Source organism: Bdellovibrio sp. HCB185ZH, from assembly GCF_047302455.1.
In the GTDB taxonomy this organism is placed as follows: domain Bacteria; phylum Bdellovibrionota; class Bdellovibrionia; order Bdellovibrionales; family Bdellovibrionaceae; genus Bdellovibrio.
The window spans coordinates 3,555,772-3,578,894 of record NZ_CP178624.1; the positions used below are offsets into that span (position 1 = coordinate 3,555,772).

19 protein-coding genes are annotated in these 23,123 nt (G+C 45.7%); 13 read left to right on the forward strand and 6 right to left on the reverse strand.

Annotated elements, in window-relative coordinates; all coding sequences use genetic code 11:
* The first annotated feature begins 8 nt into the window (after window positions 1-8).
* The gene (locus ACLSU7_RS17300) at window positions 9-2,333 is read left to right on the forward strand and encodes an FHA domain-containing protein (protein ID WP_413293145.1); all 2,325 of its coding nucleotides are present in this window, start codon (window positions 9-11) and stop codon (window positions 2,331-2,333) included.
* A 14-nt stretch (window positions 2,334-2,347) separates the two neighbouring features.
* Here ACLSU7_RS17300 and ACLSU7_RS17305 read toward each other — a convergent pair whose 3' ends face one another.
* Both ACLSU7_RS17305 and ACLSU7_RS17310 read right to left on the reverse strand, forming a co-directional pair.
* Window positions 2,348-3,220 carry a hypothetical protein gene (locus ACLSU7_RS17305; protein WP_413293146.1) on the reverse strand — a complete coding sequence of 291 codons (873 nt, stop codon included), beginning with the start codon at window positions 3,218-3,220 and terminating at the stop codon, window positions 2,348-2,350.
* Between the two features lie 107 nt (window positions 3,221-3,327).
* Window positions 3,328-5,028 carry an aspartate:alanine exchanger family transporter gene (locus ACLSU7_RS17310; RefSeq protein ID WP_413293147.1) on the reverse strand — a complete coding sequence of 567 codons (1,701 nt, stop codon included), beginning with the start codon at window positions 5,026-5,028 and terminating at the stop codon, window positions 3,328-3,330.
* Window positions 5,029-5,245: 217 nt separating this feature from the next.
* On the opposite strand from ACLSU7_RS17310, the gene ftsY reads away from it, so the two are divergent.
* Window positions 5,246-6,418 (forward strand): signal recognition particle-docking protein FtsY, encoded by a 1,173-nt coding sequence (gene ftsY, locus ACLSU7_RS17315; RefSeq protein WP_413293148.1) that lies wholly within the window; start codon window positions 5,246-5,248, stop codon window positions 6,416-6,418.
* On the opposite strand, the gene ACLSU7_RS17320 is transcribed toward ftsY, so the two are convergent.
* Both ACLSU7_RS17320 and ACLSU7_RS17325 read right to left on the reverse strand, forming a co-directional pair.
* Window positions 6,398-7,090, reverse strand: coding sequence for an oxidoreductase (locus ACLSU7_RS17320; protein ID WP_413293149.1), 693 nt, complete (start codon window positions 7,088-7,090; stop codon window positions 6,398-6,400). The genes ftsY and ACLSU7_RS17320 overlap by 21 nt on opposite strands.
* 1 nt (window position 7,091) lies before the next feature.
* The gene (locus ACLSU7_RS17325) at window positions 7,092-8,579 is read right to left on the reverse strand and encodes a L,D-transpeptidase (protein ID WP_413293150.1); all 1,488 of its coding nucleotides are present in this window, start codon (window positions 8,577-8,579) and stop codon (window positions 7,092-7,094) included.
* Between the two features lie 126 nt (window positions 8,580-8,705).
* Here ACLSU7_RS17325 and ACLSU7_RS17330 point away from each other — a divergent pair, with 126 nt between their 5' ends.
* The 11 genes from ACLSU7_RS17330 (at window position 8,706) to ACLSU7_RS17380 (ending at window position 21,347) form a co-directional block, all read left to right on the forward strand.
* On the forward strand, window positions 8,706-10,424 hold the full coding sequence (locus ACLSU7_RS17330) for a hypothetical protein (protein WP_413293151.1): 1,719 nt from the start codon (window positions 8,706-8,708) through the stop codon (window positions 10,422-10,424).
* Window positions 10,425-10,672: 248 nt separating this feature from the next.
* A complete protein-coding gene (locus ACLSU7_RS17335; protein WP_413293152.1) occupies window positions 10,673-11,740 on the forward strand; it encodes a hypothetical protein in 1,068 nt (355 codons plus the stop codon).
* A complete protein-coding gene (locus ACLSU7_RS17340) occupies window positions 11,737-13,008 on the forward strand; it encodes a hypothetical protein (protein WP_413293153.1) in 1,272 nt (423 codons plus the stop codon). Before ACLSU7_RS17335 ends, ACLSU7_RS17340 begins: the two co-directional genes overlap by 4 nt.
* A 157-nt stretch (window positions 13,009-13,165) precedes the next feature.
* A complete protein-coding gene (locus ACLSU7_RS17345) occupies window positions 13,166-14,938 on the forward strand; it encodes a L,D-transpeptidase family protein (RefSeq protein WP_413293154.1) in 1,773 nt (590 codons plus the stop codon).
* 61 nt (window positions 14,939-14,999) lie between these two features.
* Window positions 15,000-15,617 carry a hypothetical protein gene (locus tag ACLSU7_RS17350; protein ID WP_413293155.1) on the forward strand — a complete coding sequence of 206 codons (618 nt, stop codon included), beginning with the start codon at window positions 15,000-15,002 and terminating at the stop codon, window positions 15,615-15,617.
* Between the two features lie 108 nt (window positions 15,618-15,725).
* The gene (locus ACLSU7_RS17355) at window positions 15,726-16,034 is read left to right on the forward strand and encodes a cell division protein ZapA (protein ID WP_142701027.1); all 309 of its coding nucleotides are present in this window, start codon (window positions 15,726-15,728) and stop codon (window positions 16,032-16,034) included.
* 27 nt (window positions 16,035-16,061) lie between these two features.
* Window positions 16,062-16,625: a 5-formyltetrahydrofolate cyclo-ligase gene (locus tag ACLSU7_RS17360; protein WP_413293156.1), complete on the forward strand. Its 564-nt coding sequence runs from the start codon at window positions 16,062-16,064 to the stop codon at window positions 16,623-16,625.
* Between the two features lie 23 nt (window positions 16,626-16,648).
* Complete coding sequence (rny, locus tag ACLSU7_RS17365) at window positions 16,649-18,214, forward strand: ribonuclease Y (RefSeq protein ID WP_413293157.1); 1,566 nt, start codon at window positions 16,649-16,651, stop codon at window positions 18,212-18,214.
* Complete coding sequence (tyrS, locus tag ACLSU7_RS17370) at window positions 18,214-19,449, forward strand: tyrosine--tRNA ligase (protein WP_413293158.1); 1,236 nt, start codon at window positions 18,214-18,216, stop codon at window positions 19,447-19,449. Before rny ends, tyrS begins: the two co-directional genes overlap by 1 nt.
* Before the next feature lie 99 nt (window positions 19,450-19,548).
* Window positions 19,549-20,430 carry a 2Fe-2S iron-sulfur cluster-binding protein gene (locus ACLSU7_RS17375; protein ID WP_413293159.1) on the forward strand — a complete coding sequence of 294 codons (882 nt, stop codon included), beginning with the start codon at window positions 19,549-19,551 and terminating at the stop codon, window positions 20,428-20,430.
* Window positions 20,431-20,522: 92 nt separating this feature from the next.
* On the forward strand, window positions 20,523-21,347 hold the full coding sequence (locus tag ACLSU7_RS17380) for an alpha/beta fold hydrolase (protein ID WP_413293160.1): 825 nt from the start codon (window positions 20,523-20,525) through the stop codon (window positions 21,345-21,347).
* Here the strand turns inward: ACLSU7_RS17380 and ACLSU7_RS17385 are convergent, their stop codons facing one another.
* Window positions 21,348-22,607, reverse strand: coding sequence for a response regulator (locus ACLSU7_RS17385; protein WP_413293161.1), 1,260 nt, complete (start codon window positions 22,605-22,607; stop codon window positions 21,348-21,350).
* A complete protein-coding gene (locus ACLSU7_RS17390) occupies window positions 22,608-22,988 on the reverse strand; it encodes a hypothetical protein (protein ID WP_413293162.1) in 381 nt (126 codons plus the stop codon).
* Between the last annotated feature and the right edge of the window lie 135 nt (window positions 22,989-23,123).

Genomic DNA, 23,123 nt, shown 5'->3' on the forward strand with positions numbered 1-23,123 from the left:
AGGCGAGTTTGACAAAGTTTACGGTAACCATCCACAGGAAGGATCAAGCAATCACCAAAGAGGTGATGAAGGATTCCTTTACCATAGGTAGATCCTTGGATTGTGACCTGTCTTTAAACGACACTCACGTCAGCCGTGTGCATCTTGTCGTCAGTCGCCGTTGGAATCAAATCTTTATCGAAGATAAGAACTCCTCCAACGGCACTTTCTTAAATGGAAATAAAATGGTTCAAGGAACGCCCGTTAATATCACGAGCAGCGATAAACTGCAGCTCGGGCGCTCTGAATTCATTCTTGTCTTCGATCTTGAAACCGATGAAGTTGCGGCTCCAATGCCAGAGCTGGAACCTGAACCAGAACCGGTTCCTGCTCCGGATGTTCCCGTGGCGCGCAAGCAAGAGGCAAATCCCTTAACGCCGTCTTTGTCGGTGCCAAAAATTCCGCAAAAATTAGATTACGAAGAAAAGACCGGTCACGAAGATACTATCGCGATGCCGGCACCAAGCCAGGCACCTTTCCAAGCAGAGAAAATCCTCCACGATGCCAAGCGTGCAGCGGCACAAATCGTCTTGGAAGGAGAGAAGCAGGCTGAAAAACGCACCCAGGCTATTTACCAAAAAGCCCGTGATGCCCAGGCTCAAGCTGAAATCTTTCATCAAACCCGTATCGCAGAAGCACACAAAGAAGCCGACGCTATCCTGGCCGACTATCAACGTCAGGGGCATCAGCTTTTGCACGATGCCCGAAATATGGCGCAGGAACTTCGCGAAGAAGTGGACGTGTACGTTCAGTCCCTTCGTCAAAAGGCGAAAGCCGATGTTGAAGACATCATTTCTGAGGCGACATTAGCTGCAGAGAAAATGAAAACGGAAGCTTTAGAGCAAGCTCGTCAAACGGCGCAGAACGAAAATGCCGCGACGATCAAAGATGCTAAAGACGAAGCCGTCCGCATCATCGAGTTCGCCCGCATGCAAGCTCAGCAAACTCATGAACAATTGGTGAATGTTAAAGAAGACCTGTTGAAAAACTCCAGCGCTTTGGCGGTGATCAAAGAAGACCTGGAAACAGCCCGTACGGCTCTTGCCAAAACTCTGGCGGATACGACGGAGCTTAAACAGACTTCTGAAGCTGAATACGAACGCAGAAAACAAGCGGCAGAAGCGGAATACCTTTCCCGGAAAGAAACAGCGGAGCGCGAATTCAACCAGCTGCGTGAAAAGGCTGCTGCAGAATTGCGTAAGCTTGAAGAAAATATCGATATCGATCGTCAGACACTGGATTCTTTGAAATCCTCCATTGACGATCACACGAAACGCAGCGCCGCCACAGAAGAAGCCCTTAAAAAGCTTCAACAAAAACAGGCCAATCTGCAAATTGAAGTTTCAGATGTCGAGAACAAGAAAAATCATCTGTTCAAAGAATTTGATGCTCAGAAGATTTTTCTGAATGAAAAACTGGAAAAAGAAAAATCCCAGATGGCTCGCAGTGAAGAAGAGCGTCTGGAAGAAATGCGTCTGGAAATGTCGCAGCGTCTGGCAAAAATGGAACAAGACCTCGTTGAAGATGTCATGAACAAAAAAGCCAGCATGATCCGTGACATTCACATGGCGGTCGAAAAAGAAGTCGTTCAAGTCGTTGAGGTGAACGATTGGAATAAGATCAAACAAAAAGTCCAAGAGCAGATCCAGGAAGCTGTTGAAGGCCGCGTGTCTTCGATTTCTCAAAGCTCTGCGACGCAGGCAAAACCTGCAGACCTGGTTAAAAAACGTAAGAACGAAAAAGTCCGTTGGGCCTCGATGGGTCTGGCCGCTGGTATCGTGATTGTTTTTGCAGGTGAAATCGCATTGGACCGTGTTCGTAAAGATTCAAATCCCTTGGGCACGCGGGCTCAACAGGAAGCGGCCGCTCGGGCAGCGGATTTAGAACGCCGTCGTTTCAACCCACCACAAGTGGACGAGATGAAAGATTCTTACACGGATGCGGTGATTTACACGCGTAATTTCACGGCGACGTACGGGGATAATGAGTTCCAGCAGAAGTTCTATAAAGCGGCTTCGCAGTATTTGCTAAAAACATGGCGTATCGATGAAGATAAATCCCTTCAGGTCTTGGCGGCTGCCAATGCGACGGTGAAGGAACTTCAGGAGCGTCGTAACAAAATCCATCCCGACTTTATCAAAGACGGCATTGAGAAAATGCGCGCCTTTGAAAAAGAAAATGTCACTCGTATGAAAGACATTCTGGGCTCAGAAGTTCGTTTGGAATCCTTTAAACGCTTTGAAAAGAATTTCTATAAAGAGCAGTACGATCTTCGCGCGATGGCGCAGCAATAATCTATCGGAAAATATTAGGGAGCAAACCAGCATCGCGGGCGAAAGCCCACGCTGTCGCGAGGTGTATAGCAAGAACCTTGCTTATAATCTGTTTCTGATAGGCGATCGTTGACTGATACCTGGCACAGCATTCCGGCAAGCATTGTGTCGAGGCGACACTGGTTCGACGGATAACTAAAAAGAATTGTATTTGGAACTTCATTTGTCTCGGGCGTGTTGTATTGAGCTGATTTAACAGTGCGAGCGAGATCATCAAACAATTCGGAGGCTTGTCGAGCAGCTTCAGATGATCTTAAGCAAATCATTTGGTCTTTTTTGTCACTAAACTGGGTTTCGCAACCCGCCTTCGCTGTGGGATCCAGTTTCAGTTTTGCGACGATCGCTTCGTTGTCATCTTCAGCGAAAAAACGGCGCAGGCACTTCAAGGTTGCAAAGTAATCCGCTCCACCTTCAGTGACGCTCCAATCACCTTCTTGTCTTTTTGGAGATCCACCCAGGTGATGTCCCACCTCATGGCAGGCCACGTAGGCCATGCCTTCAACGCCAATGGCTTTGTGACGGGCCAAACCGCCAAACATTATGATGACACGAACATTATCAAAACGTGTGGCATAAGCATTCACGGTGCCATTCATCCACTCTCGACTTACTTGAAAACTTTCGGAAGGTGCGAAATCAGGGGCATAGATCTTTTCAATGCGGTCCATGATCTGGTTGAACTGATCTTCGGAAATGCCGCCGCTGGAATACAATCCTGCGGGAATATATAGATTATTCGCTGGTACAAAACCCTGGCACAGATTTTCAACGTGTGAAAACGCAGGCAACAAACTGAACGTTAGGACAAATAATAGAACTAGATTTTTTAGATTGAATAGATTCGTCATAATGCTCTTTCGTCAGAGCAGGATTCCTATCGAGAACCGGTTTTCAGGTCAAAGACATAGTTGGTAGGTAAGTGCTTCCGGTAAAAGTTTTAACTCGAAGGCGTCCCTTATTGCCATAATCTGGAAACAGCAACGACGATGGGGCCCCAAAGAGTTAAAAGGATATTTCCTATGGCATAGGGGAGGGTGAAAGACAATGCCACCACTTTGCTTCCCGATGCATCTTGCAAAGCATTGAGTGAGGGCATGGCAGTTTGTGCTCCGCCTAAGGATGCCAAGGTCAATGCCGGATTTTGCTTAAGAATATAATGTCCCACCAGAAATCCTAAGATAGGTCCCACTAATGTGCACACGGCGCCCGCGAGCAGAATCTTCGCGACCATCATCACTCCACCGGCTTTGATAGCGTCCACGGCATTGGGCCCCGCTTTTAAACCGACCACGGCAATAAAAACGATTAAGCCTATATCAATCAGCAGTTTTTGTGCGGGTTCAGGAATACTGCCCACTTTCGGGAAACGTCTTTGCGCCCAGCCCGCTATCAATCCCACGACCAAAATGGATCCACTGGAGCCCAGGCCCAATGGCACCTCTCCCAAGTGAAATGACAGAAGGCCCAGCACCGTTCCCAAGCACACGCAAAATGCCAGAAAAGCCAAATCTGATTTGTGGGGATCCGTTTCGGCAAAGCCTAGAATTTTCGTGGCTTGATTTAGATTTTCGGTCGAGCCGATTAAATGCAAAATATCGCCGCGATGAATTTCCAGCTGCGGGAGGAGGGGGAGTTCGACGGGACCACGCAGAATTTTTTTTAAAAACAATCCGCGGCCATTTTTCGCAAGCTCACTGAGTGTTTTTCCCACGACTTCTTTGTTTGAGACAAAGATTTTTCTTTCCGAATATTCTATCGACAGCATTTCGTGACTGTCGATTTCTGGTCCAATTTTTTCCACTCCCTGGATAAATCCTGTGCGCCAGCCACCTATTGTGACGATATCTCCCAGATTTAAAACCAGCTCCGGTGTGACCGTCTGAAAGTCTCCACCCCGCTGAACTTTTTCAATGTAGATACGATCTTTGATGAAGTTGGATTCAATTTCTTTTAACGATTTTCCAATGAAGTCGGGTGAAGTGACAGCATAGGCCCGTAAGGTTTCTTTGTTCGCAGTTTTAAAAAAGCTTTCACTTTCTGCAGAGCTGTCTTTTTGCATGGAGGCCTCAAGGGCTTCGCTTTCTTTTTTAAGATCGATTTTAAATATCGCCGGCAAGATAACAATCAATAGCAATATTAAACCGACATCGCCGAAAACATAGGTCATCGCATCGGCAATTGGAACATTTGCTGAAAGTCGGTCTTTCTCCAGGGGCCCGACCTTCAATTCATGAATGGCGCTGATGCCGGTCCCAAGAGCGGCGGATTGAGTAAGACTCCCTGAAAGGAGCCCGGCTGTCGTCCCCGTATCAAAACGTAAAGCATATGCACACGCGATCACGGCGACCAGTCCACCTATGTTGACGGTCAGAGAAATTATAATTTGCGGAAGGGCGGATTTTTTGAGGCTGGAAAAAAACTGGGGCCCCACTGAATAGCCGATTGCAAAAAGAAAGAGATCAAAGAATGCCCAACGCACGGTCTCGGGAATGTCGGGCACGTAGGCGACTCCCACGGCAATCCCGGCAAGGAGAGTTCCCACAATCGAGCCTAGGGAAAAGTGCCCGATTTTGATTTTACCAATCAGGTGACCAACGAACATCGAAAAGAAGATGGTGATCTCCGGATGGTCATGAATCAATTTTGGAATATCCATAGAGCCACATTCTAAACTGGTGCCAGTATGGTGGCTAAGATGGCGAGGTACTGCTGTGAAAATGCAGCCGCAAGCAGCTGTTGATGATTAATGCGAAGCGATATCTGATAACGCTTAGGGTTAAGGTCCAGAGAGAATACACTCTCTAGCGAATGTGAGTTAGAAAACGCAGTTATCTACGCCCTCGATTTTAAGCCCTCGATTTTAAGGAGAAGAAATGTCACCAGGACATGAAACACAAATCGAAGTTCTTTTTGGCCTTGCCGCGGTTCTTTTCACGGTCATCTTTGGAGTGATTTTCTTTAGCTTTTGGAAGCGCATGCGTTCAGAGCAAAAGGCCGAGAAAAAAACCGATGTGCTTACTCACGAAGTAAAACGTGAAATGCCAACCATGGCAGTGGAAGAACCGGTTCTTGCTCACTTGGATTCCACTGGTCAAATAGTTTCCGATTTGCCGGCCGTGGATTTGTCTGAAGCTCTTAAGAAAACAGAAGAAAATCTTTTTGGCCGTATTCGCAGCCTGTTTAAATCTGGAGATGCAAATCAGCACTTGGATGATATCGAAGAAATCCTTTACACAAGTGACTTGGGGCCGGTAACAGTTCAGCGTTTGATGGGAGCTTTGCACGAAAAGCTTTCCCGCAAAGAACGCGCGGACTACGACACTGTTCGTGACTCCTTGAAAGAAGAAATCAAAAATATTTTCGCTGCTTCTCATTCGGCAGCTCCAGCGGCAGGGATTTTGTCTAAGATTCAATTCGCGACCAGCGGTCCGACGGTATTAATGATCGTGGGAGTGAATGGTGCGGGGAAAACGACTTCGATCGGTAAAATTTCTGCCCAACTTGCAGCTGAAGGCAAGAAAGTTCTGGTCGCTGCAGGCGATACTTTCCGTGCAGCAGCTGGTGGCCAGTTGAAAGTTTGGACCGACCGTGCGCAGGTTGAGATTTATTCCCCAGAAGGCGTGACGGATCCAAGTGCGGTGGCATTTGATGCTGTTGCTAAAGGCAAAGTGCAAAATTATGACGTGGTGATCGTGGACACCGCCGGTCGTTTGCACACACAGGCGAACTTGATGGAAGAGATCAAAAAAATGAAGCGTGTGATGACAAAGGTTATTCCTGAGGCTCCGCACGAGACATTGATCGTTCTGGATGCGAACTCAGGCCAGAATGCCTTGATGCAGGCGAAAGAGTTCCATAAGTCATTGGAGCTGACAGGAGCTGTATTAACAAAAATGGACGGCACTGCAAAAGGTGGCGTGGCTGTGGGACTTGCTCAAGAATTGCAAATTCCAATTAAATTGATCGGTGTCGGGGAGCGCATTCAGGATTTGCGCACCTTCTCGGCGCAAGAGTTCGTGGACTCTTTATTCCAAGCCCACGTCTGATTTGATCGAGTCTGACATTCTTTGAATTTCGTCAGACTCGTAAATGAATTGTCCCTGATTAAAATTCAAAGCCGCCAGAGCCATTGCCTTTGCAACATCTTTTGCAGCGATGGCTTTGTACTTTTTAAGCGGCCCAAACATCAATGCGTTGAATACCGGACTTAATTTTTTAGCGATCACTTCGCCAGTACGGTGTTCTTTGCGCTCTCCCAGCAGCAGGGATGGCCGGAAGATTTCGATTTGCGGGATATTGAGCTTACGAAGATCGCGCTCCATTTCGCCCTTTACGCGGTTATAGAATACAGCAGATTCAGCGTTTGCTCCCATGGCGGAGATCACCATGAACTTTTGCGCCTGGGCTTTCTCGGCGATTTTAGCGAACTCCATCACATAGTCATAATCGACTTTGCGGAAAGCTTCCTGCGAGCCTGCCACTTTGATCGTGGTTCCCAGGCAGCAAATAAATGTGTGCGCTTGAAGTGTGGTCGCGGACGTCGCAAGCTTGTCGAAATCTAAAACGATGTTTTCAACTTTTGCCGGAAAGCGGCCCAGGGGTTTACGAGTTAGAACCGTGACACGGTCAACGTGTTCGATGCTTCCCAAAAGCAAAAGGAGCTCGTTACCTACGAGCCCCGTTGCGCCTGTCATGCAAATGTCAGTGGGAAAATTCATCTTAGTAGATGATGTTTGGCGGGAAGTGGTAGCCAGTTGCTTTCAAACTTTCAGGAACCGTCGTTCTGAAATCAAGAAGTCCGCTGACTTTGACTTTACCTTTAACGGCTCTTGCATCTGGATGTTGGTAATCGATGAAACGACCTTCGTCCACCAGGAAGTAACCACGGAAGTTTGTCGGTTCTTTGGATTTACCAGCGTCGATGCGGTAACGGTCGCCGGATTTTCCAGAGCTAGCAGAGTTTTTATAGTTCAACTGCGCAGCTGTCGGATAGCGGTCCACCATGTAACTGCCTTGTTCAAGGAAGTTTTGGCCTTGGATCACTGGGATGCTTTTATTGATGATGTTCGTTGCATCAGCACTCAAGCCACCAGATTTTTGTGCGCCATCCGTCAAGAGGATGTAATCCCAACGGGCTGGATTGTTGTACACGTCTTTGTAGCGGCTCAGTGGAATCACAGTGTCGTCAGAAAGGATCGTTTGGCGTTCACGAGTCGATTCACGAGCGTAAACACGGTAGATGTCTGTGCCCACTGGCAGGATCTCGCGAAGGTAAGCGATCGCGCGGTTTTCCAGGCGAGTGCAACCATGGGAACCTGGGTTAGAGAACATGTTCATGAAGAAACCACGAGTGATGTCGATGGCGTCGGAGCCGTCCACGCCCCAACCGATCGTTCCGTGCATCCATTGGCTGTTCACGCCGTTCACATCGTCAGAAGGTGAAAGCTTCGCCGCGTACCAACCGAAAGCACCGTAAACAGTGTCTTTGCCATTTTGCTTCGTCAACCACTTGCGAGAACCGATCACGCGAGAAGAGTTGGAAGAGATTGGTTTTGGAATCGATTTAAGATCCTGTCCAGCTGTGTACCAGCTTGGGTAAGTTTGCATGCCATCAGAATAGAATTTAACCCATGAAGAGATGCGTGAGTGGCCCAGCCAAGTCATGTATGCATAACGATCCGACTTAGTCCCTTCTTCGTTACGGCCTACAACCATGTCAGTTTCCATCACCAGTTTGTGGGGGCAGCCAGGGTAAGTTACGCAACGCTCGTAAACGCGAGTTTTTTCAGTCGCTACGTTTTGAATCACAAAGTATTTCAAAACCGGAGCTTCGTAAACTTTGTCAGAAAGGTAGTCTTTGGAAACGAACAGTTGCGGAGCGATGTTCGATGGAACTGATTTGGATTTGATCAACTTGATTTGAACAAGGGGAGTGCCTTCGCCCAAAGCATTTACCAGAACGACTTCGTCGTTCATGGAAAGTTGGCCCACGATGTTGTCAGCGGACGACGTGTTGTTGGAGCTGCGAAGATTCAAATTATCAGCAGCGATGAAATAAGTTTTTCCAACGACCAATTGGTTTTTCGCCACAGCCATGATTTGCGCCTGCGCGAAAGATTGAGATGCTGTAAATGCATTTAGCGTCAAAGTGGCAACTAGCATGCAGAATGCTGAGTTCACACGATTTTTACCAAGAAACTTCATCATGGATTGTCCCCCCGAGATCAATTGCATAAATTACAAAATCGAGTCGTCGTATATCACAAAGTGGAATGTGGGCGACTAAAAAATTCGAATTTGTAAAAGTGCCCCGCGGCACGAACTGGAGGTTTCATGAAATGGATTTTGGGCCTTGGTGCGATGTTCTTTATGTCTGCGATGAGTCAAGCGCAGTGGAGTCCTTACGGAACCAGGGATTGGAGAGTAACAAAAACTCAGTGGTCGCAACAAGATGAAGACGGATTTGCGAACTTTGTCGCACGTATTGGCGCTGCCGTCGAGAATCGCCAGTGCGATACGGTCAAAGGATGTCTAACTAGTAATGCAAATCCTTACTATTCTTCGGACCCCTCAGGGCTCGCTTATTACGCGGATTGCGCAGATCTGCCTTACTATTTGCGCTCCTATTATGCGTGGAAAAACTCTCTGCCCATGTCTGTTGCAAGCAGAGTCAACGCTCGCCCGGTGGCGGGAAATAAAGGTGACATTCGGTATACGCCTTTTGGAAATTACGTGACGGGTCGCTTTGATGTGATCGCCGGAAACGGTCGCAATCGCAAAGCCTTCATTTATAACGTGGAAGATTTTGATTATGGCTTTGGGATTTTAGCTTCCCGCTATCCAAATGCGGTTTCGTTGTTGAACGGAACAATCACGAATACCACCTTGTCTGCGACGTTTCGTATGATGGGAACCGAGGACGGTAATATGTTCTCGGATTTTTATCCGGTAAAGCTGACTCGTTTCAGTATTCGTCCTGGTACGGTGATTTACGATCCCAATGGTCACGTGGCAGTCGTTTATAAAGTGACGACGGACGGGCAGATTTATTACATCGATTCGCATCCAGACAATACTTTGACGTCAGGGATGTACAATCCAAAATTTGAGCGCAGCAATCCTTATCAGGGAGCTGGTTTTAAAAACTTCCGTCCTTTGACTTTGACGGGAGCAAAAAAAGACTCCAGTGGCGCTTACATTGGTGGCCGTGTGTTGGGAGCGAAGAACAATACTTTGCCGTATTACAGTCTCGAGCAGTTTTATGGCAACCGTCCTGATCCAGATGGGCAGTGGTCGAAGGGACAATTTATTTATAACGGCCGCGCGGTAGATTATTATGAATATCTGCGCATCATGCTTGCCAATGGAGAATTGCGTATCGATCCACTGCAAGATATGCAGAGCATGGTAGCGGATTTGTGTGTGAATTTGAAGGATCGTGTTCAAGCCGTGGACGTGGCTTTACGTTCTGGCGTGCAAAACAAACCTCATCCTGAACGCCTGCCGCAAAATATCTTTGGTACTACAGGGGAGTGGGAGCAATTCGCATCGCCTTCTCGTGATGCGCGCTTGAAAGTTTCGTTTATGAACTTGTTGGCGCAAACTCGCAGCATGGTTCAGCGCCATCAAGTGGGAGACCCGACGATTGTGTATCATGGAAACAACCTGCGTGGAGATTTGCTGGCGATTTACAACCGTGACGCCGGTGCTTGTCAGTTCTCGTACACAAACAGTCGTGGTCAAGCCGTGACGATGAATTTGGAACAAGCCCGCCAAAGAGTCTTCGACATGAGCTTCGACCCTTATCACTGCGCAGAGTTGCGCTGGGGAGCTAAGTCGTCGTCCGAGTTGGCATCGTGTCCAGACAACCAAAACAAACGCGCGTGGTACAACGCCGAACGCTGGTTGCGTAATCAGTATGAGCGCACGTATGACGCCAGAATGGATTATTCATTGGGTGAGCTAACCGGCCCAAAACCAGGCGTGGGCATCGCAAACCCGCCTGATATAGATATCCTTAGATATCTGCAAACAGGCACTCGTCGTAAGTAGCCCATAATCAAAAATGACTTTGGTAGGTGACTATTGTGGTCGCCTGCCAAAGTTTTAAACAGTTTAAACCAATAGGGATTCCCTGGCTCGGGAATGTGTGTTGCAGTTTCTGGCCACCGATGGTGGTATCTTTTAAACTTCGAAATTTCATTTGTATTACTATTCTATTGATTTCTATAGAAGGATGCTCATTTCGTAAGAACCAGGTTCAAACGGAAGACTCTCAACCTACGGTTAACGCTAACGAAATGTCTTTGAATCAGTTATTTGAAAGCACTAATGATCAGATAATCATTGAGGCAATTTCCGACCGAGTCAGCGGCAAACAGGGAAGGATTGACGACCTTATTCCGAACGCTATGGATCTAGCAATTTTGCATGCAAAACCATCCGTGGTGAGTTATCTACTTTTGCGGGGATTTAGCCCATTTTCTATTAGCCAAGAAAGTTACAATATTCTGGAATATGATAGTCGTATGAGCTTAGTTCGTTCTGCTCAAAAAGATCGAACTATCAGTCTACTTCGACTATTTCCGATTGAGAAAGATAATGCACGAAATTTTGAAAATTTTAACGAAGAGCTTCTGCATTTAAAATTAGGATCCCACGGCTGTCAGATGGCGGTCGAGACGTTATTCGATATTCGGCATTTCACCGATAAAGAAGTGAATTATAGTCTCTACAACAGAGTAGATCAAGATATCCCTACGGACGAAGCGATCAGATATATTATTTCTCAGTCAAGCTGCCGAGAACAGGCAAGCAACTTCCCAATTGCTTCGACGCAGGAATGGTTGGCTCATGAATTCATACTTCAATTTCAAATCGGCTTCAAAAACATTGAGTTCGTGAAATGGCTGTCAGAAAAGTTTTCGGTTGGGTCGGTCAGTATTGTGGTTCCGAACTCGATGGCTTTTGGAGCCAGTCAAATTAAAATAGATCCGGTTTCGATGGTGTTGTTAAAAAAATCATGTCTGGGTGGCAGCTTTGAGCAAACTCAGTGGCTTGAACTAGCAAAAAAACTCAGAGGCGATATTAATTCCTATGTATACCCTATTCGTATCAATGTTTTTGAAGACGAGACTAGAAAATGTGCGAAAGTTATAAGTGAAATTCCTGAAGTTAACATGGAAAAACATGAGCGTACGATGTGTAGTAAGTTGGTCGAAAGCTTAGCCATTACACATTCTCTTTTGAATAATCAGCCCACTGATTTTGAAACCTTCACGCACCTTTGGAGTAAAATGGTATTTGCTAGCACTGATGAGGACAGCACTAAGTTTTTAGCTAGTCTTTGTCGAGGAGCTGTCAGATGAAAGTCACAATTGCGCTTCATATCTTGCTTCTTATTTTAATTGCTGGTTGTTCGTTCACTAAAAAAACAGGTGGCGGTGAAGGTAAGTTGTTAGAAAATCAGGTAACAGCTGTTCAAAAGAATATATTGTCTAGCATTCGAATGCGCGACAATGAGAAATTGCGTGCGCTTGTCGCAAATGCGCAGCCTTCAGATTTGGATTTTGAAACTAAGGATGAATCACCGGTCGGCTTAGCGTATAAATTGGACAACGCTGAGGCGATTAAAATACTACTTGATGCTGGATTCAGCCCTTTCGCTCTTGGAAGTTCAAGAAAAGAATTTTCGGATAGCCTTTTTATTTATCTAATTGAGAAACTACATGACCTCAATAGTGAAAGTCCCCATTACGAAGTTGGAAAGCTAAATGCATCAGGAAAAATTTTGGAAAAAGCACAAAGTCAAACTTTCGGAAAGATTTTCCGGAAAATTGACGAGTATTCTGTTAACGAAGCTCTAAGTATTATTCAATCTGAGCATGTTGATCTCGCGATCTTTGAATATGTCGTTTTTATCTCTAGTCAGGAGAGATGGAACTGGGTTCGGGATGGGGGTGACAAACTAAAATACAAAGAAGGATATGGCGTTAGATCAAAAAGGAACCTTGATTTTCTGCGGCAACTAACAATTCTGGATGGTAGCGCAGAACATATTCAAATTCTCTACCAATTGGAAATGATGAATTTATTTAGATTTTCGTTTGCTGATACCTCCTACTTTACCTATTTGTATCGTCACCCCAAACTAACCAATAGGCTCCTGGATGTTGGTGGCTCTGGGTTATTTGTCACCGTTGATATGCTTTTTAAGTTAGCTGAAATTAATGGAAGTGAGTTTTTTGAAGGTAAGCGTGGGACAGATGTTGGTGTAAAAAGATTTTTGCAATTGCATGAAATTGAACCGTCAAAGTATTCGTTCGTTTACATAGAGAAAAACAAAACAGTAAAAAGTTATCCGATGTATGCAGTTTCTCAGAAATTTCACGACGAAATTTACAATATTGTCACGGATTTCATTCGTTCTGATTATTATGAATTTGATCTGAAGGGCATAAGAAAACAGCAGGATATTTCTGAATTGATGAGTAGTTTTTTAGCACGAAATGACCTTGAAACAGATATGGAATGTCACCAAGGTGAGACCGCTGACGACGCAGCAAATTGCGATCGAACTCCACCTTCTGTTGGGCGTGGTCCGTTCGTGCCTGATGACCTACCCGATATCGAATAGAATTTCTCACTTTGAGACAATCTATTCGATAGACGTCCACGAGAGCTGTCACTGATTGGCGGTAATTGTTACCCCTCGCCATATAAGCGCCTATAGCCAATATAGCCCAGGCCGGGTGGCACAGAAGTTGGAAGTTACTGGAATGAGTGAGGTTCCCATGAAAATGAAAGATTTCATCAGCAGCAACGAAATTCTCCTGATCATCATCGGCATCTTTTTGCTGTTCCCGCTGTTCAGTAACGCTCAAGTAGCTGGAGCCCACGTAAATTCTGAAAGCATCGCCCAGACGCTTAATAATCCATCGGATTCAAGAATCGCAGGACTTCATATTAACATGTTGAAGGAGCTTTACTCCAGAAGAGGCAACAGACCTATCTGGATTAACCAACAGACTCAGCAAATCAGTGAGAGAACTCCCGTATTAAGAAGCATGCTTTTGACGGCTTATCGTCATGGTCTTCCAGGGATATTCGTACAGCAGACAAATGGTGATAGGAACTATGTGTCTTATAAATATTGGACTCAGGCGCATGAAGAGTTGTATGCGGGAAAAGTTTCTTACGAGCCGATGTACCTTGAGTTGATGGCTTCTGAAGCTCTTTTGAAATATACGAAACATCTTTTGGTCGGTCGCTTCGATCCAGGTCAAGTTGATCCCAATATTGAAATGAACCAACGTGAAATCACTCCGAATTCTTATGGCGCTCTTGCGGAAGCTCTCGATGCTCCTCTAAAAGAATTCAGAAATCGAGTTGATCGGTTTGCGCCGAACAATCCTGCGTATATGGGATTGATGGCCTTGATGAGCAAGCTCATCAAGCAACAGCTGCATTATGGAAATTTTAAAACTATCAATTTACCAAAAGATTCATTGAAGTTGAAGTCGCCGTCTATGCGCGATCCGATGATTCCGCAATTAAGAGAGCGCCTGGCATTTTACGGATATCCAACTCAAAACGCTCAAAGCGATGAGTTTGATGCCGATTTACAAAAAGCATTGTTGCAGTTTCAGGCATTAAATACATTAAAAGAAGACGGTGAAATCGGAAACAATGTATCAAAAGTTTTGCGTTACTTGAATGTTCCCATTCAAGAGCGGATGAATCAGGTTTCGATTAACATGGAAAGACTTCGTTGGTTGCCTCGTAACCGCAGCAACAGGGAGATTTATGTAAACTTGGCTATGACCGAGTTTAAACTTTATGAAATTTCAGCTGTTGCCGGTGGAAAATGGCAATATAAAGAAGCGTTGAAATTCAGAACAGTGAACGGTAAGGGAGTTCGTCAATCTCCTATTCGTATCGATTCGGTTAAATGGGTGATTTTAAATCCTGACTGGACAGTGCCAGCGAACTTGGCTCGCCAAGATAAACTCCCGCTTTTGAAGCAAAATCCTAACTGGCTCAATGAGCACAACATGTATCTGAAAAAGGACGGCGCTCAAATTCCTTCCGAGACTATAGATTGGTTGAATTTCAACCCTAATGACTTTCAAGATGAAAGTAATGCGTTTCAAATCGTTCAGCGCCCGGGTTACGACAATGCATTGGGGGTCGTGAAATTTAAATTAGCAAAGGGTGACGCCATTTATATGCATGACACGAATGAACGGGATTTATTTGCTTTTGAAAATCGCCATGCTAGTTCGGGTTGTATTCGTTTGGAAAAGCCGCTTAATTTGGCGGATTATCTGAAACCTTACATGAAATCAAATCCTGGAGATATTCGCAGCAAAGTGCCGGCGAGTGTAAATGCAACAGGTGACTTTAAAACCAAATGGATCGAGATGAAGTATCAGATCCCAGTGTATTTAATTTATTTAACGGCAGATCAGACTCCAGAAGGTCAGGCACGATTTGGAGATGATCCTTATGGGCAAGATCCAAAATTGTTAGCGGCAATGATGGATCCAGCCAATAACCAATTTTAATCCGACCTCACCACAAACAATTAAAATTGGCTCATAACAAATTCTATGTTTCGATAAAGGGATGAAGAGATTCATCCCTTTTATTTTTTTAGCTCCGCTAACACCGCTAGCGATCTCCGCTCAGCCGAACACGCAAATGCCATCACCAGCCGCGACGCCGGTTTCGGTTTCTTACGAAAACGTGGTGAAGTGTTTCCCGGAACTCAGGGATGACAGTTTGGCGTTCAAAGTTAATTTGACGAGGCTTAAGGAGTTGGCAGACGAGAAGTTTGTGACGGTTCGCTCGCAGTTGCGTCAAAGAAAAGTGAACTATCTCGATGCGGACAAACAGGAATTCAACCTGATCTTGAAAAATGAAACCACCTCGATCAAGAAGCCAAAGATTGAACTGACGGTTCAAAAGGTTCAGACGGATGGCGTGCTTACAGATATAGCACTCACAAAAAATCAACGCACCAACCCTAAGCAGGAAATTATCAACAGCTTCCTCTTAAACTCCACCATCAGAAGTGATGTCTACTCCTATCTTGACACGAAGCTAAATGGAGTGAGTTCCACTTATAAGCGCAACTTTCACGAGGTGACCGAGTTCAATCTCGAGGGATCGACGCGAAAGCGCAGTCTGTCTTGCAGTAGCGAGTCCCAGCTTGGGATTATTTGCACTTGCACTAAGAAATAATTGGTTGAATACCGCTTCTCGTTACAGCTATACTTTTTAGTGTTGTTCTAGGATTTTTTCTAGAGTTTTAAAAGGTTTAGCCCATTAGCGATTGAAAGAGGAGACACGGTGACTGCTGAGAAAAAGAACTTTAATTTCCTCATTGCAGGAGTCCCGTACAAACTTAGATCCTCACACGACGATGCCACAGTTCAGGAACTCGTCGACTTTGTTAATAACAAAATGAATCAAGCAATGGCCGTTACGAAAAACGGTTCCTTCCAGAATGCCGCTGTGTTGACAGCGATGAATCTTGCGGAAGAACTCATCCTTTTGAAAAGAAAAGCACAACGTGAACTCGACAAGCTCGAGGAAAAAACGATGCAGCTTTCTTTGGAACTCGAAAACTCCAAGAACAACAAGGTTTTGAACAACTAACTTTGATGTAACTCTCTTGGAGTGCCCATGCCCTCTTGGAGCTCTAAACAGGAATGTCGTTCCTTTTACAAATCTCTTTGCGCCCAAGAGTTTGCGCAAGGTCTTGTTCAAAACCAGCAGCAGATGAATGTATTTCTGCAGGACTTTATGTCCAAGCAGAACGGATGTTGGGGTGCTTATCGCGCCCTCGCTCAAGAAGCCAGCGTGGATGAGGTTTTCCAAATTCACGATATCGACTGGGCGTTTCCCCGCATTAAAGGAAACGAACTTGAGTTTTGTTTTGCATCAGGTTTTAGCCAAGGAGCCTTTGGCGTTTTGGAGCCTGATCCCAACTCCGCTATTATAGATCTCAAAGGCATTCACGGCCTGCTGATTCCCGGATTAGTTTTTAATAAGAATGGCAACCGCCTTGGTAAGGGCAAAGGTTTTTATGACAAAACCCTCGCTCACTTTAAAGGAATCAAGGTGGGGGTTTGTTTTGATTTTCAAATTTCAGAACAGACGCTACCGATGGAACCGCACGATGAAAAGATGGATTACATCATCACTGAGTCAGGGATCACAGTTTGCCAGCAGTTTGAGCTTCATTAGAGGCTTTGAGGAGTAAGGAAGAAATGGAAATTTTAATCACAGCCATTATCTGTTTAATTTTGGGCGGTGTCGCTGTTTTCATGGTGAAACGCATCCAGGACAACAACAGCAAAAAATCTGCACGCGTTGAAGCAGAACGTATTGTTAACAAAGCCAAGTCAGAAGCAGCGAAACTTAAAAAAGACGCTGAGACTCGTGCCAAGGACTTTGAAGGTCGCGCCCGTAAAAACGTGGAAGCCGACATTCACAAGCAAAACTCCACTTTGAAAAATAAAGAGTCCCAGTTGGATCGCCGTTTGAAAGAGATCGAACAGCAATTCAAACAAAAGATGGAAGAGAACGAGCGATACCTGAACACGATGAAGGACCGCGAAGAAAAAATCGCGATCTCTGAAAACCGTATCAAAGAGCTTGAGAAAAAAGGCGAATCTCAAATTGGTGAGCTAAAACAAAAATTGGAATCCGTGGCGGGTATGTCCCAAGACGAAGCAAAACGCCAATTGCTGGCTGCTATCGAGGACGAAGCGAAAATCGAAGCGTCTAAAAAAATCACGCAAATCGAAGAACAAGCGCAAAAAGAATCTGAAGTTAAAGCGAAGCGCATTCTGGCAACAGCTTTGTCTCGTTTCGCTTCTGAATTCACTTCTGAAAGAACTGTCAGCGTTTTGGCACTTCCGAACGATGAGATGAAAGGTAAAATCATCGGTCGTGAGGGTCGTAACATCAGAACTTTGGAAGCTCACTGTGGTGTCGACTTGATCGTCGACGATACTCCAGAAGCTGTGGTTATCTCTGGTTTCGATCCGGTTCGCCGTGAACTGGCTCGCAGAACAATTGAGAAATTGATGGAAGACGGCCGCGTGCATCCAGCACGTATCGAAGAAGTGGTCGAGAAACAGCGTAATGAACTTATGAAATCCATCAAGGAAGAGGGCGAACGGCACGTGATGGAGCTGGGTATTCCAAACATGCACCCAGAATTGATCAAAATCATCGGTGGTTTGAAATACCGTAACTACCAAGGTCAAAATGCTTTGAACCAAGCACTTGAAGTTGCCAACATCGCGGGCTTGCTAGCCGGGGAGCTGGGTGTGAGTGTAAAACTCGCACGTCGTGCAGGTTTGCTACACAATATTGGTAAAGCCATCGACCACACTGCAGAGGGCAGCTATGCCACTGTGGGAGCAGAAGCCGCTAAAAAATATTCTGAATCTGAAGACGTATGTCACGCGATCCGCGCCCATGACGAAGAAGAAAAACCTCATTCGATCCTGGCTTGGATTGTTCACGCCGCTTACATCTTGTCCAGCGCGCGCCCGGGGGCTCGTCGTCCGCAAATGGATTCGTTCATTCATCGTTTGGAAGACCTTGAATCCATCGGGAATAGCTTTGATGGCGTGTTGAAAACTTTGGCTCTTCAAGCCGGTAAAGACGTTCGCGTTCTGGTTGAATCTGCAAAAGTAACTGACGACCAGGCTGTGATGTTGTCTCGCGATATCGCGCGTAAGATCGAACGCGAAGTACCTCAAGCGGGCCAAATCAAAGTGACAGTTGTTCGTGAGACTCGCAGTGTGGAGCACGCAAGATAATGAGTTTTTTGGATCCTAAAGAACAGTTAGAGAGAATTAAATTCGGCGTCGCTGAATTTATTAATGACGAAGAGATGCTTAAGAAATTAAAGCGCTCTAAGGAAACGAACACTCCGCTGCGTATCAAGCTGGGGGCGGATCCGACTCGTCCCGATATTCATATCGGTCACACTGTCGTTATCAATAAACTAAAGACCTTCCAGGATCTGGGCCATCATATTATCTTTTTGATTGGTGATTTCACAGCGACGATCGGTGATCCGACGGGTAAGAGCACGACTCGCCCGGTGCTTTCTCGTGAAGAAATCGAGGAAAACGGTCGCACGTATGCAAAACAGATCTTCAAAATCCTAGATCCAAATAAAACCGAGATCGTTTACAACTCCTCTTGGATTGGCAAGATGACTCCGGGTGAGTTCATCAAAATGGCGGCACAATATACAGTGGCGCAAATGCTTGAGCGTGATGACTTTACAAAGCGTTACCGCGCCGGCACTCCGATCGCGATTCATGAGTTCTTGTATCCATTGACACAAGGTTATGACTCTGTGGCTTTGAAAGCAGACGTGGAGCTGGGTGGTACGGATCAAAAGTTCAATCTTTTGGTGGGCCGCGCGATGCAATCTGCTTACGGGCAGGAGCCGCAATGTATCCTAACGATGCCAATCCTTGAGGGGATTGATGGCGTTAACAAGATGTCTAAGTCTTTGGATAACTATATCTCCGTAGTCGATACTCCGAAGGACATGTTCGGTAAGACGATGAAGATCTCTGATGATTTAATGTATCGTTGGTACGAGCTCCTGACGGACATCACAGCAGCAGAGCTTGAACAATTAAGACAAGATGTTGCCAGCAAAAAGAAACATCCACGCACTGTAAAAGTGGAGTTGGCAAAATTCATCATCAAACGTTTCCACTCGGCTGAGGCAGCTCAGGCGGCGGAAGATGAATTCAACCGTATCTTTGTCGACAAGGGGTTACCTGACGACATTCCAACGGTTGAGATCAGTAAAAACGATATTCCAGCTGAGGGACTTGGTGTTGCTCAGTTATTAGTTAAGTTGAACTTTGCGGCTTCGAATAGCGAAGGCAATCGTATGGTTCAAGGTGGCGCCGTGCAAATAGACGGTCAAAAAGTCACCGATGCGAAAGCAAAATTGGCAGCAGCCTCTATCGACGGAAAAGTCGTTAAAGGTAGTAAGACGAAATTCGCGAAAGTGAAAATCGTCTGATTCACTCCGGCTCTGCCGGAGTAGCGAAAAGGTGCGCCGTTCCTTTTGGGGATGTGGCGTGTGAAGCAAAAGGTGCCTGGCACCATTGAGGATTCGAGTATGAAAATTAAATTTCTTCCGCAAAATATTGAAGTCGAAGGTACTCCAGATAAGTCCCTTTTGCAGATTGCGACGGAAAATCATCTTGAGATCCGCTCTATCTGTAAAGGTGTTCCAAGCTGTGCGGAATGCCGTGTGCGTATCAAAGAGGGGGACAACAACGTTCTGCCTCCGGGTAAGGCGGAGCTGAGCCTGATTGGTACAAGCTACTTTATCGATGGCCGCCGTTTAAGCTGCCAGGTTCGTTGCTTTGGTGACGTGACCGTGGATTTGACGGAACAAGTAGAGCGCGCTGAAAATCAAACTAAGAAAATCAGAGGCTTCCGTACCAGCAAACAAATGGAATCCAAAGCGGTTAACGATACGATGCTGTTGGATGCGAAAGTGGATGAAGCGGCTTTGGCTTCCCAAAGTGCATCTGCAGGCCCCGAAGTGACGGGGGAAAAAGCCCAAGACGAGGCGCCAGCACCGCCGCAGGCTAAACAGCAACAACAGAATCAACAGCGTCAGCAAAATCGCCCGCAACAAAATCAGAATCAGCAAAAACAAAAGCAGCACCAACACCAAAATCAAAAACAAGGTGGGGGCCAGCAGCACAAGGGTCAACAGCAGGCAAAGCAGGGTGGCGGTCAAAACCAGCAACCTAAGCAGCAGCACAATCAAAATCAGCAAAAGCCAAAGCAAGGCGGCGGTCAGAACCAAAACCAAAATCAGAACCGCCAGCACAATCAGCCAAAGCAGAATCCGAATCTGCAGCAAGGTAAGCAGCAAAATCCTAATCAAGGACAGCAGCAACCTCGCCCGCAAAATCAGAATCAGCAAAAGCCACAAAACCAACAGCAACAGAATCAGCAACAGAACAAACCCAAGCCTCAGCAGTAAGACTTCTGAGGTCGGGTTTCTTCACCATTTGTTAACTAACTGGCATTAGGTCCAGTTGCATGACATTTGATGGAAACCGATAAGTTTCTAGAATGTCTCACAAGATCACTTTCCGAGAACGCGGCGAAGGGCCCATCCTTATTCTTCTTCATGGTTATGGAGGAAGCGTTCACCATTGGGAGGGTGTAGCCTCTCAACTGGAATCTCAGTATCGCGTGATCATCCCCAATTTAAGCCACGTCTATATGAGCAGTGATAAGCTCCTTTTCACCGTACAAGTGGAAGTGCTCGCGCGATTCATTCAGGAACATTTTCCGAATGAGCGCGTTCACTTGGCAGGTTTAAGTTACGGGGGAGCCCTTAGCTGGGGACTAGCAACCCAGCATCCACACTTGGTGCACAAGATGGCATTGATCAATCCTATGGTCACAGATCCGGTGAAAAACTTTTTGCCCAAAGAACTACGTTTCTTTTTCTCGATTCCTTTAAATCTTAAAAGCATCTATCTGATGCTTTCCACACCTATGGGAGCAAGTTTCCTCAAGCGTGCCGCAGAGATTTTCAGAGATGAAAGATCTGAGGGGGCGGTGTCGGTGGAGCATTTGAAAGGTCGCAAATTGCAATTCGTAGCTCACATGATTCATCATTTTTCGTGGATCTTGCGCTCCGAGGACTGGCAGTTCTGGAACAAGAAGCTGTTTAAGTATCGCGGAGATTGTCGTCTGATTTTTGACGAAAGCGACTTGCTATTCAATCAAGACGCCTACAAAAAGTTCGCTCAACATTTGGGTTGTGAAGACATGATCGTCTTACAGGGAGCGGGTCACTTGGCGATTAAGTCGCAACCAGCAATCGTTGCTCAACATTTGAATGAATTCTTGAATGTTGCAGCTCCCTTTGAAAGAGCCGCGAAATAATTACGCCTTCACTCGCGAGGGCGGTGGCTGATTCGGATAGGCGCGCTGATACTTTTCTGAAATATCTTCTGCCAATACTGTTTTATTATCACTGATCAACAAGCGAATAAACGTTTCATAGGATTCAGCATCCATACGATTTTGCGCGGCCATCTTGCGACCTTGATCAATAACTTTTGAAAGAGGCAAGGTTTTACAATTAAACAGGAAGTAAAGATTTTCGTACTCTTTGCTACCGACTTTGCTGGAAGGGAATTGCTGTAAAAAGCGCGCCGCCTGACTGACTGCCTGAGCATCTCCGCGCAATAAGACCTTCACGATCTTGCTGATGTAATCAGAATCTGCACCCAGTACCTGCACACCCAATTCAAAACATTCCACCGCTTTGGTAAGGGCTTTGTTATTTAAGTTCGAGCGACCCGCGGTAAAGAGGGCTGCTGAAAAGACGTGGCGAAGTTCTGGAGTTTTATGATCCAGTTGCGCAAAAAGTTGGAAGTAGTGAGGCACCTCATCCAGTTTTCCTGAAAAAACAGCAGAAATAAAAAGTTGTCCCAGGCGTTTCGGACCGATCGGATAATTCTCGATGATTGTATTCGCCACAGTGTAAGCACTAGCGAAATCTTTTTGCTCATAGAAAGTGTCGAATTTGCCCGTTAAACAACGATAGTGCAAAGGTTGCAGAGTTAAACCTTTCGCAAACTCGTCGGTCGCAAATTGATATTCAGTTTCTTTAAATTTCGTATAGCCCAAATAGTAATGCGCAAGTGTCGGCTTTTCCTGATGTTGCAAGGCTGCCGAAAACTTGTGTTCCGCATCTTTTAATTGGCCGTCAAAAAGGGCCTGTTTGCCTTCACGAATCGCTTTGATGTAATCACTGGGATTTAATTTGCGATCAATCAATTGGCGCAGGCGATTTGCCAGCATCCCGCTTTGAAAAGGCTTTACGATGTAATCATCCACCAATTCCTCAGCAGCTTCCGCGATGGAGGAGCTGGAGTTGTTGTGGGTCATGATGATTGAAATATTATTGGGACTGTTGGCAGTGTGCATGGTCACCAGCTCCAAACCGAATTTTGCATCGACTTGAAATTCAGTGATCAATAGCTGTGGCTTTGTATCCGTCAGAAATTCGACGGCACCGACGTAGCGTTTCGTCGTAAAAATATTATCTTGAATCAAGCCAATTTCCAGAAGTGCCGAGGAAATAAGATTGGTATAGGACGGGGAGCTGTCGACGATAAGGGCTGTTAGATTTCTCATTTAATCAAGCTCCCGCATGGCTCTGAACAACATATCCGTGTTCAATTGCGATTGCATATTGGCGTTTAGAAAATTCTCCCAAAGGCCTTTTTCAAAACGGTGAAGTTCAACCGTGTACTTGGAATGTTTACCGGAATCCAAAGACTCACTTTGAGTGACTTTGCCCGTGGCTAAAAAATCGTGTGAAGTACCATCGAAAAAGAATTTACCCTCAAGGTGAACGATCGTTCCCAATCCACAAATACGGGGAGCCGCTTCAAAGGTAAATGACTTCTCAGCGTACTCCAGGATTTCCAGAGGACGAGCCTTTAGATTTTTGATCAACTCAAATTCCGTGGTCAGATTTTGTAAGCTGTGAATTTCTAAAAAGTTTTTAGCCATGGATCTATGTTAATCCCTGACTGTTAAGAAAACTAATTTGCCAATGGACAGGTGGAACAGTTCTAGACGTAGAAAGTGCCGCTCACATTTTTCGTGCTACAAATGTAGGTCTAAAATATGACGGCACAGTAATGA

What these genes read in the sequence shown, in the direction of transcription:
- rny (WP_413293157.1), top strand. Translation starts at nt 16,649, where the DNA reads ATGGAAATTTTAATCACAGCCATTATCTGTTTAATTTTGGGCGGTGTC.
- ACLSU7_RS17325 (WP_413293150.1), bottom strand. Translation starts at nt 8,579, where the DNA reads ATGATGAAGTTTCTTGGTAAAAATCGTGTGAACTCAGCATTCTGCATG.
- ACLSU7_RS17310 (WP_413293147.1), bottom strand. Translation starts at nt 5,028, where the DNA reads ATGGATATTCCAAAATTGATTCATGACCATCCGGAGATCACCATCTTC.
- ACLSU7_RS17320 (WP_413293149.1), bottom strand. Translation starts at nt 7,090, where the DNA reads ATGAATTTTCCCACTGACATTTGCATGACAGGCGCAACGGGGCTCGTA.
- ACLSU7_RS17345 (WP_413293154.1), top strand. Translation starts at nt 13,166, where the DNA reads ATGAAAATGAAAGATTTCATCAGCAGCAACGAAATTCTCCTGATCATC.
- ACLSU7_RS17385 (WP_413293161.1), bottom strand. Translation starts at nt 22,607, where the DNA reads ATGAGAAATCTAACAGCCCTTATCGTCGACAGCTCCCCGTCCTATACC.
- ACLSU7_RS17305 (WP_413293146.1), bottom strand. Translation starts at nt 3,220, where the DNA reads ATGACGAATCTATTCAATCTAAAAAATCTAGTTCTATTATTTGTCCTA.
- ACLSU7_RS17340 (WP_413293153.1), top strand. Translation starts at nt 11,737, where the DNA reads ATGAAAGTCACAATTGCGCTTCATATCTTGCTTCTTATTTTAATTGCT.
- ACLSU7_RS17390 (WP_413293162.1), bottom strand. Translation starts at nt 22,988, where the DNA reads ATGGCTAAAAACTTTTTAGAAATTCACAGCTTACAAAATCTGACCACG.
- ACLSU7_RS17330 (WP_413293151.1), top strand. Translation starts at nt 8,706, where the DNA reads ATGAAATGGATTTTGGGCCTTGGTGCGATGTTCTTTATGTCTGCGATG.
- ACLSU7_RS17335 (WP_413293152.1), top strand. Translation starts at nt 10,673, where the DNA reads ATGTCTTTGAATCAGTTATTTGAAAGCACTAATGATCAGATAATCATT.
- ACLSU7_RS17375 (WP_413293159.1), top strand. Translation starts at nt 19,549, where the DNA reads ATGAAAATTAAATTTCTTCCGCAAAATATTGAAGTCGAAGGTACTCCA.
- ftsY (WP_413293148.1), top strand. Translation starts at nt 5,246, where the DNA reads ATGTCACCAGGACATGAAACACAAATCGAAGTTCTTTTTGGCCTTGCC.
- ACLSU7_RS17360 (WP_413293156.1), top strand. Translation starts at nt 16,062, where the DNA reads ATGCCCTCTTGGAGCTCTAAACAGGAATGTCGTTCCTTTTACAAATCT.
- tyrS (WP_413293158.1), top strand. Translation starts at nt 18,214, where the DNA reads ATGAGTTTTTTGGATCCTAAAGAACAGTTAGAGAGAATTAAATTCGGC.
- ACLSU7_RS17350 (WP_413293155.1), top strand. Translation starts at nt 15,000, where the DNA reads ATGAAGAGATTCATCCCTTTTATTTTTTTAGCTCCGCTAACACCGCTA.
- ACLSU7_RS17380 (WP_413293160.1), top strand. Translation starts at nt 20,523, where the DNA reads ATGTCTCACAAGATCACTTTCCGAGAACGCGGCGAAGGGCCCATCCTT.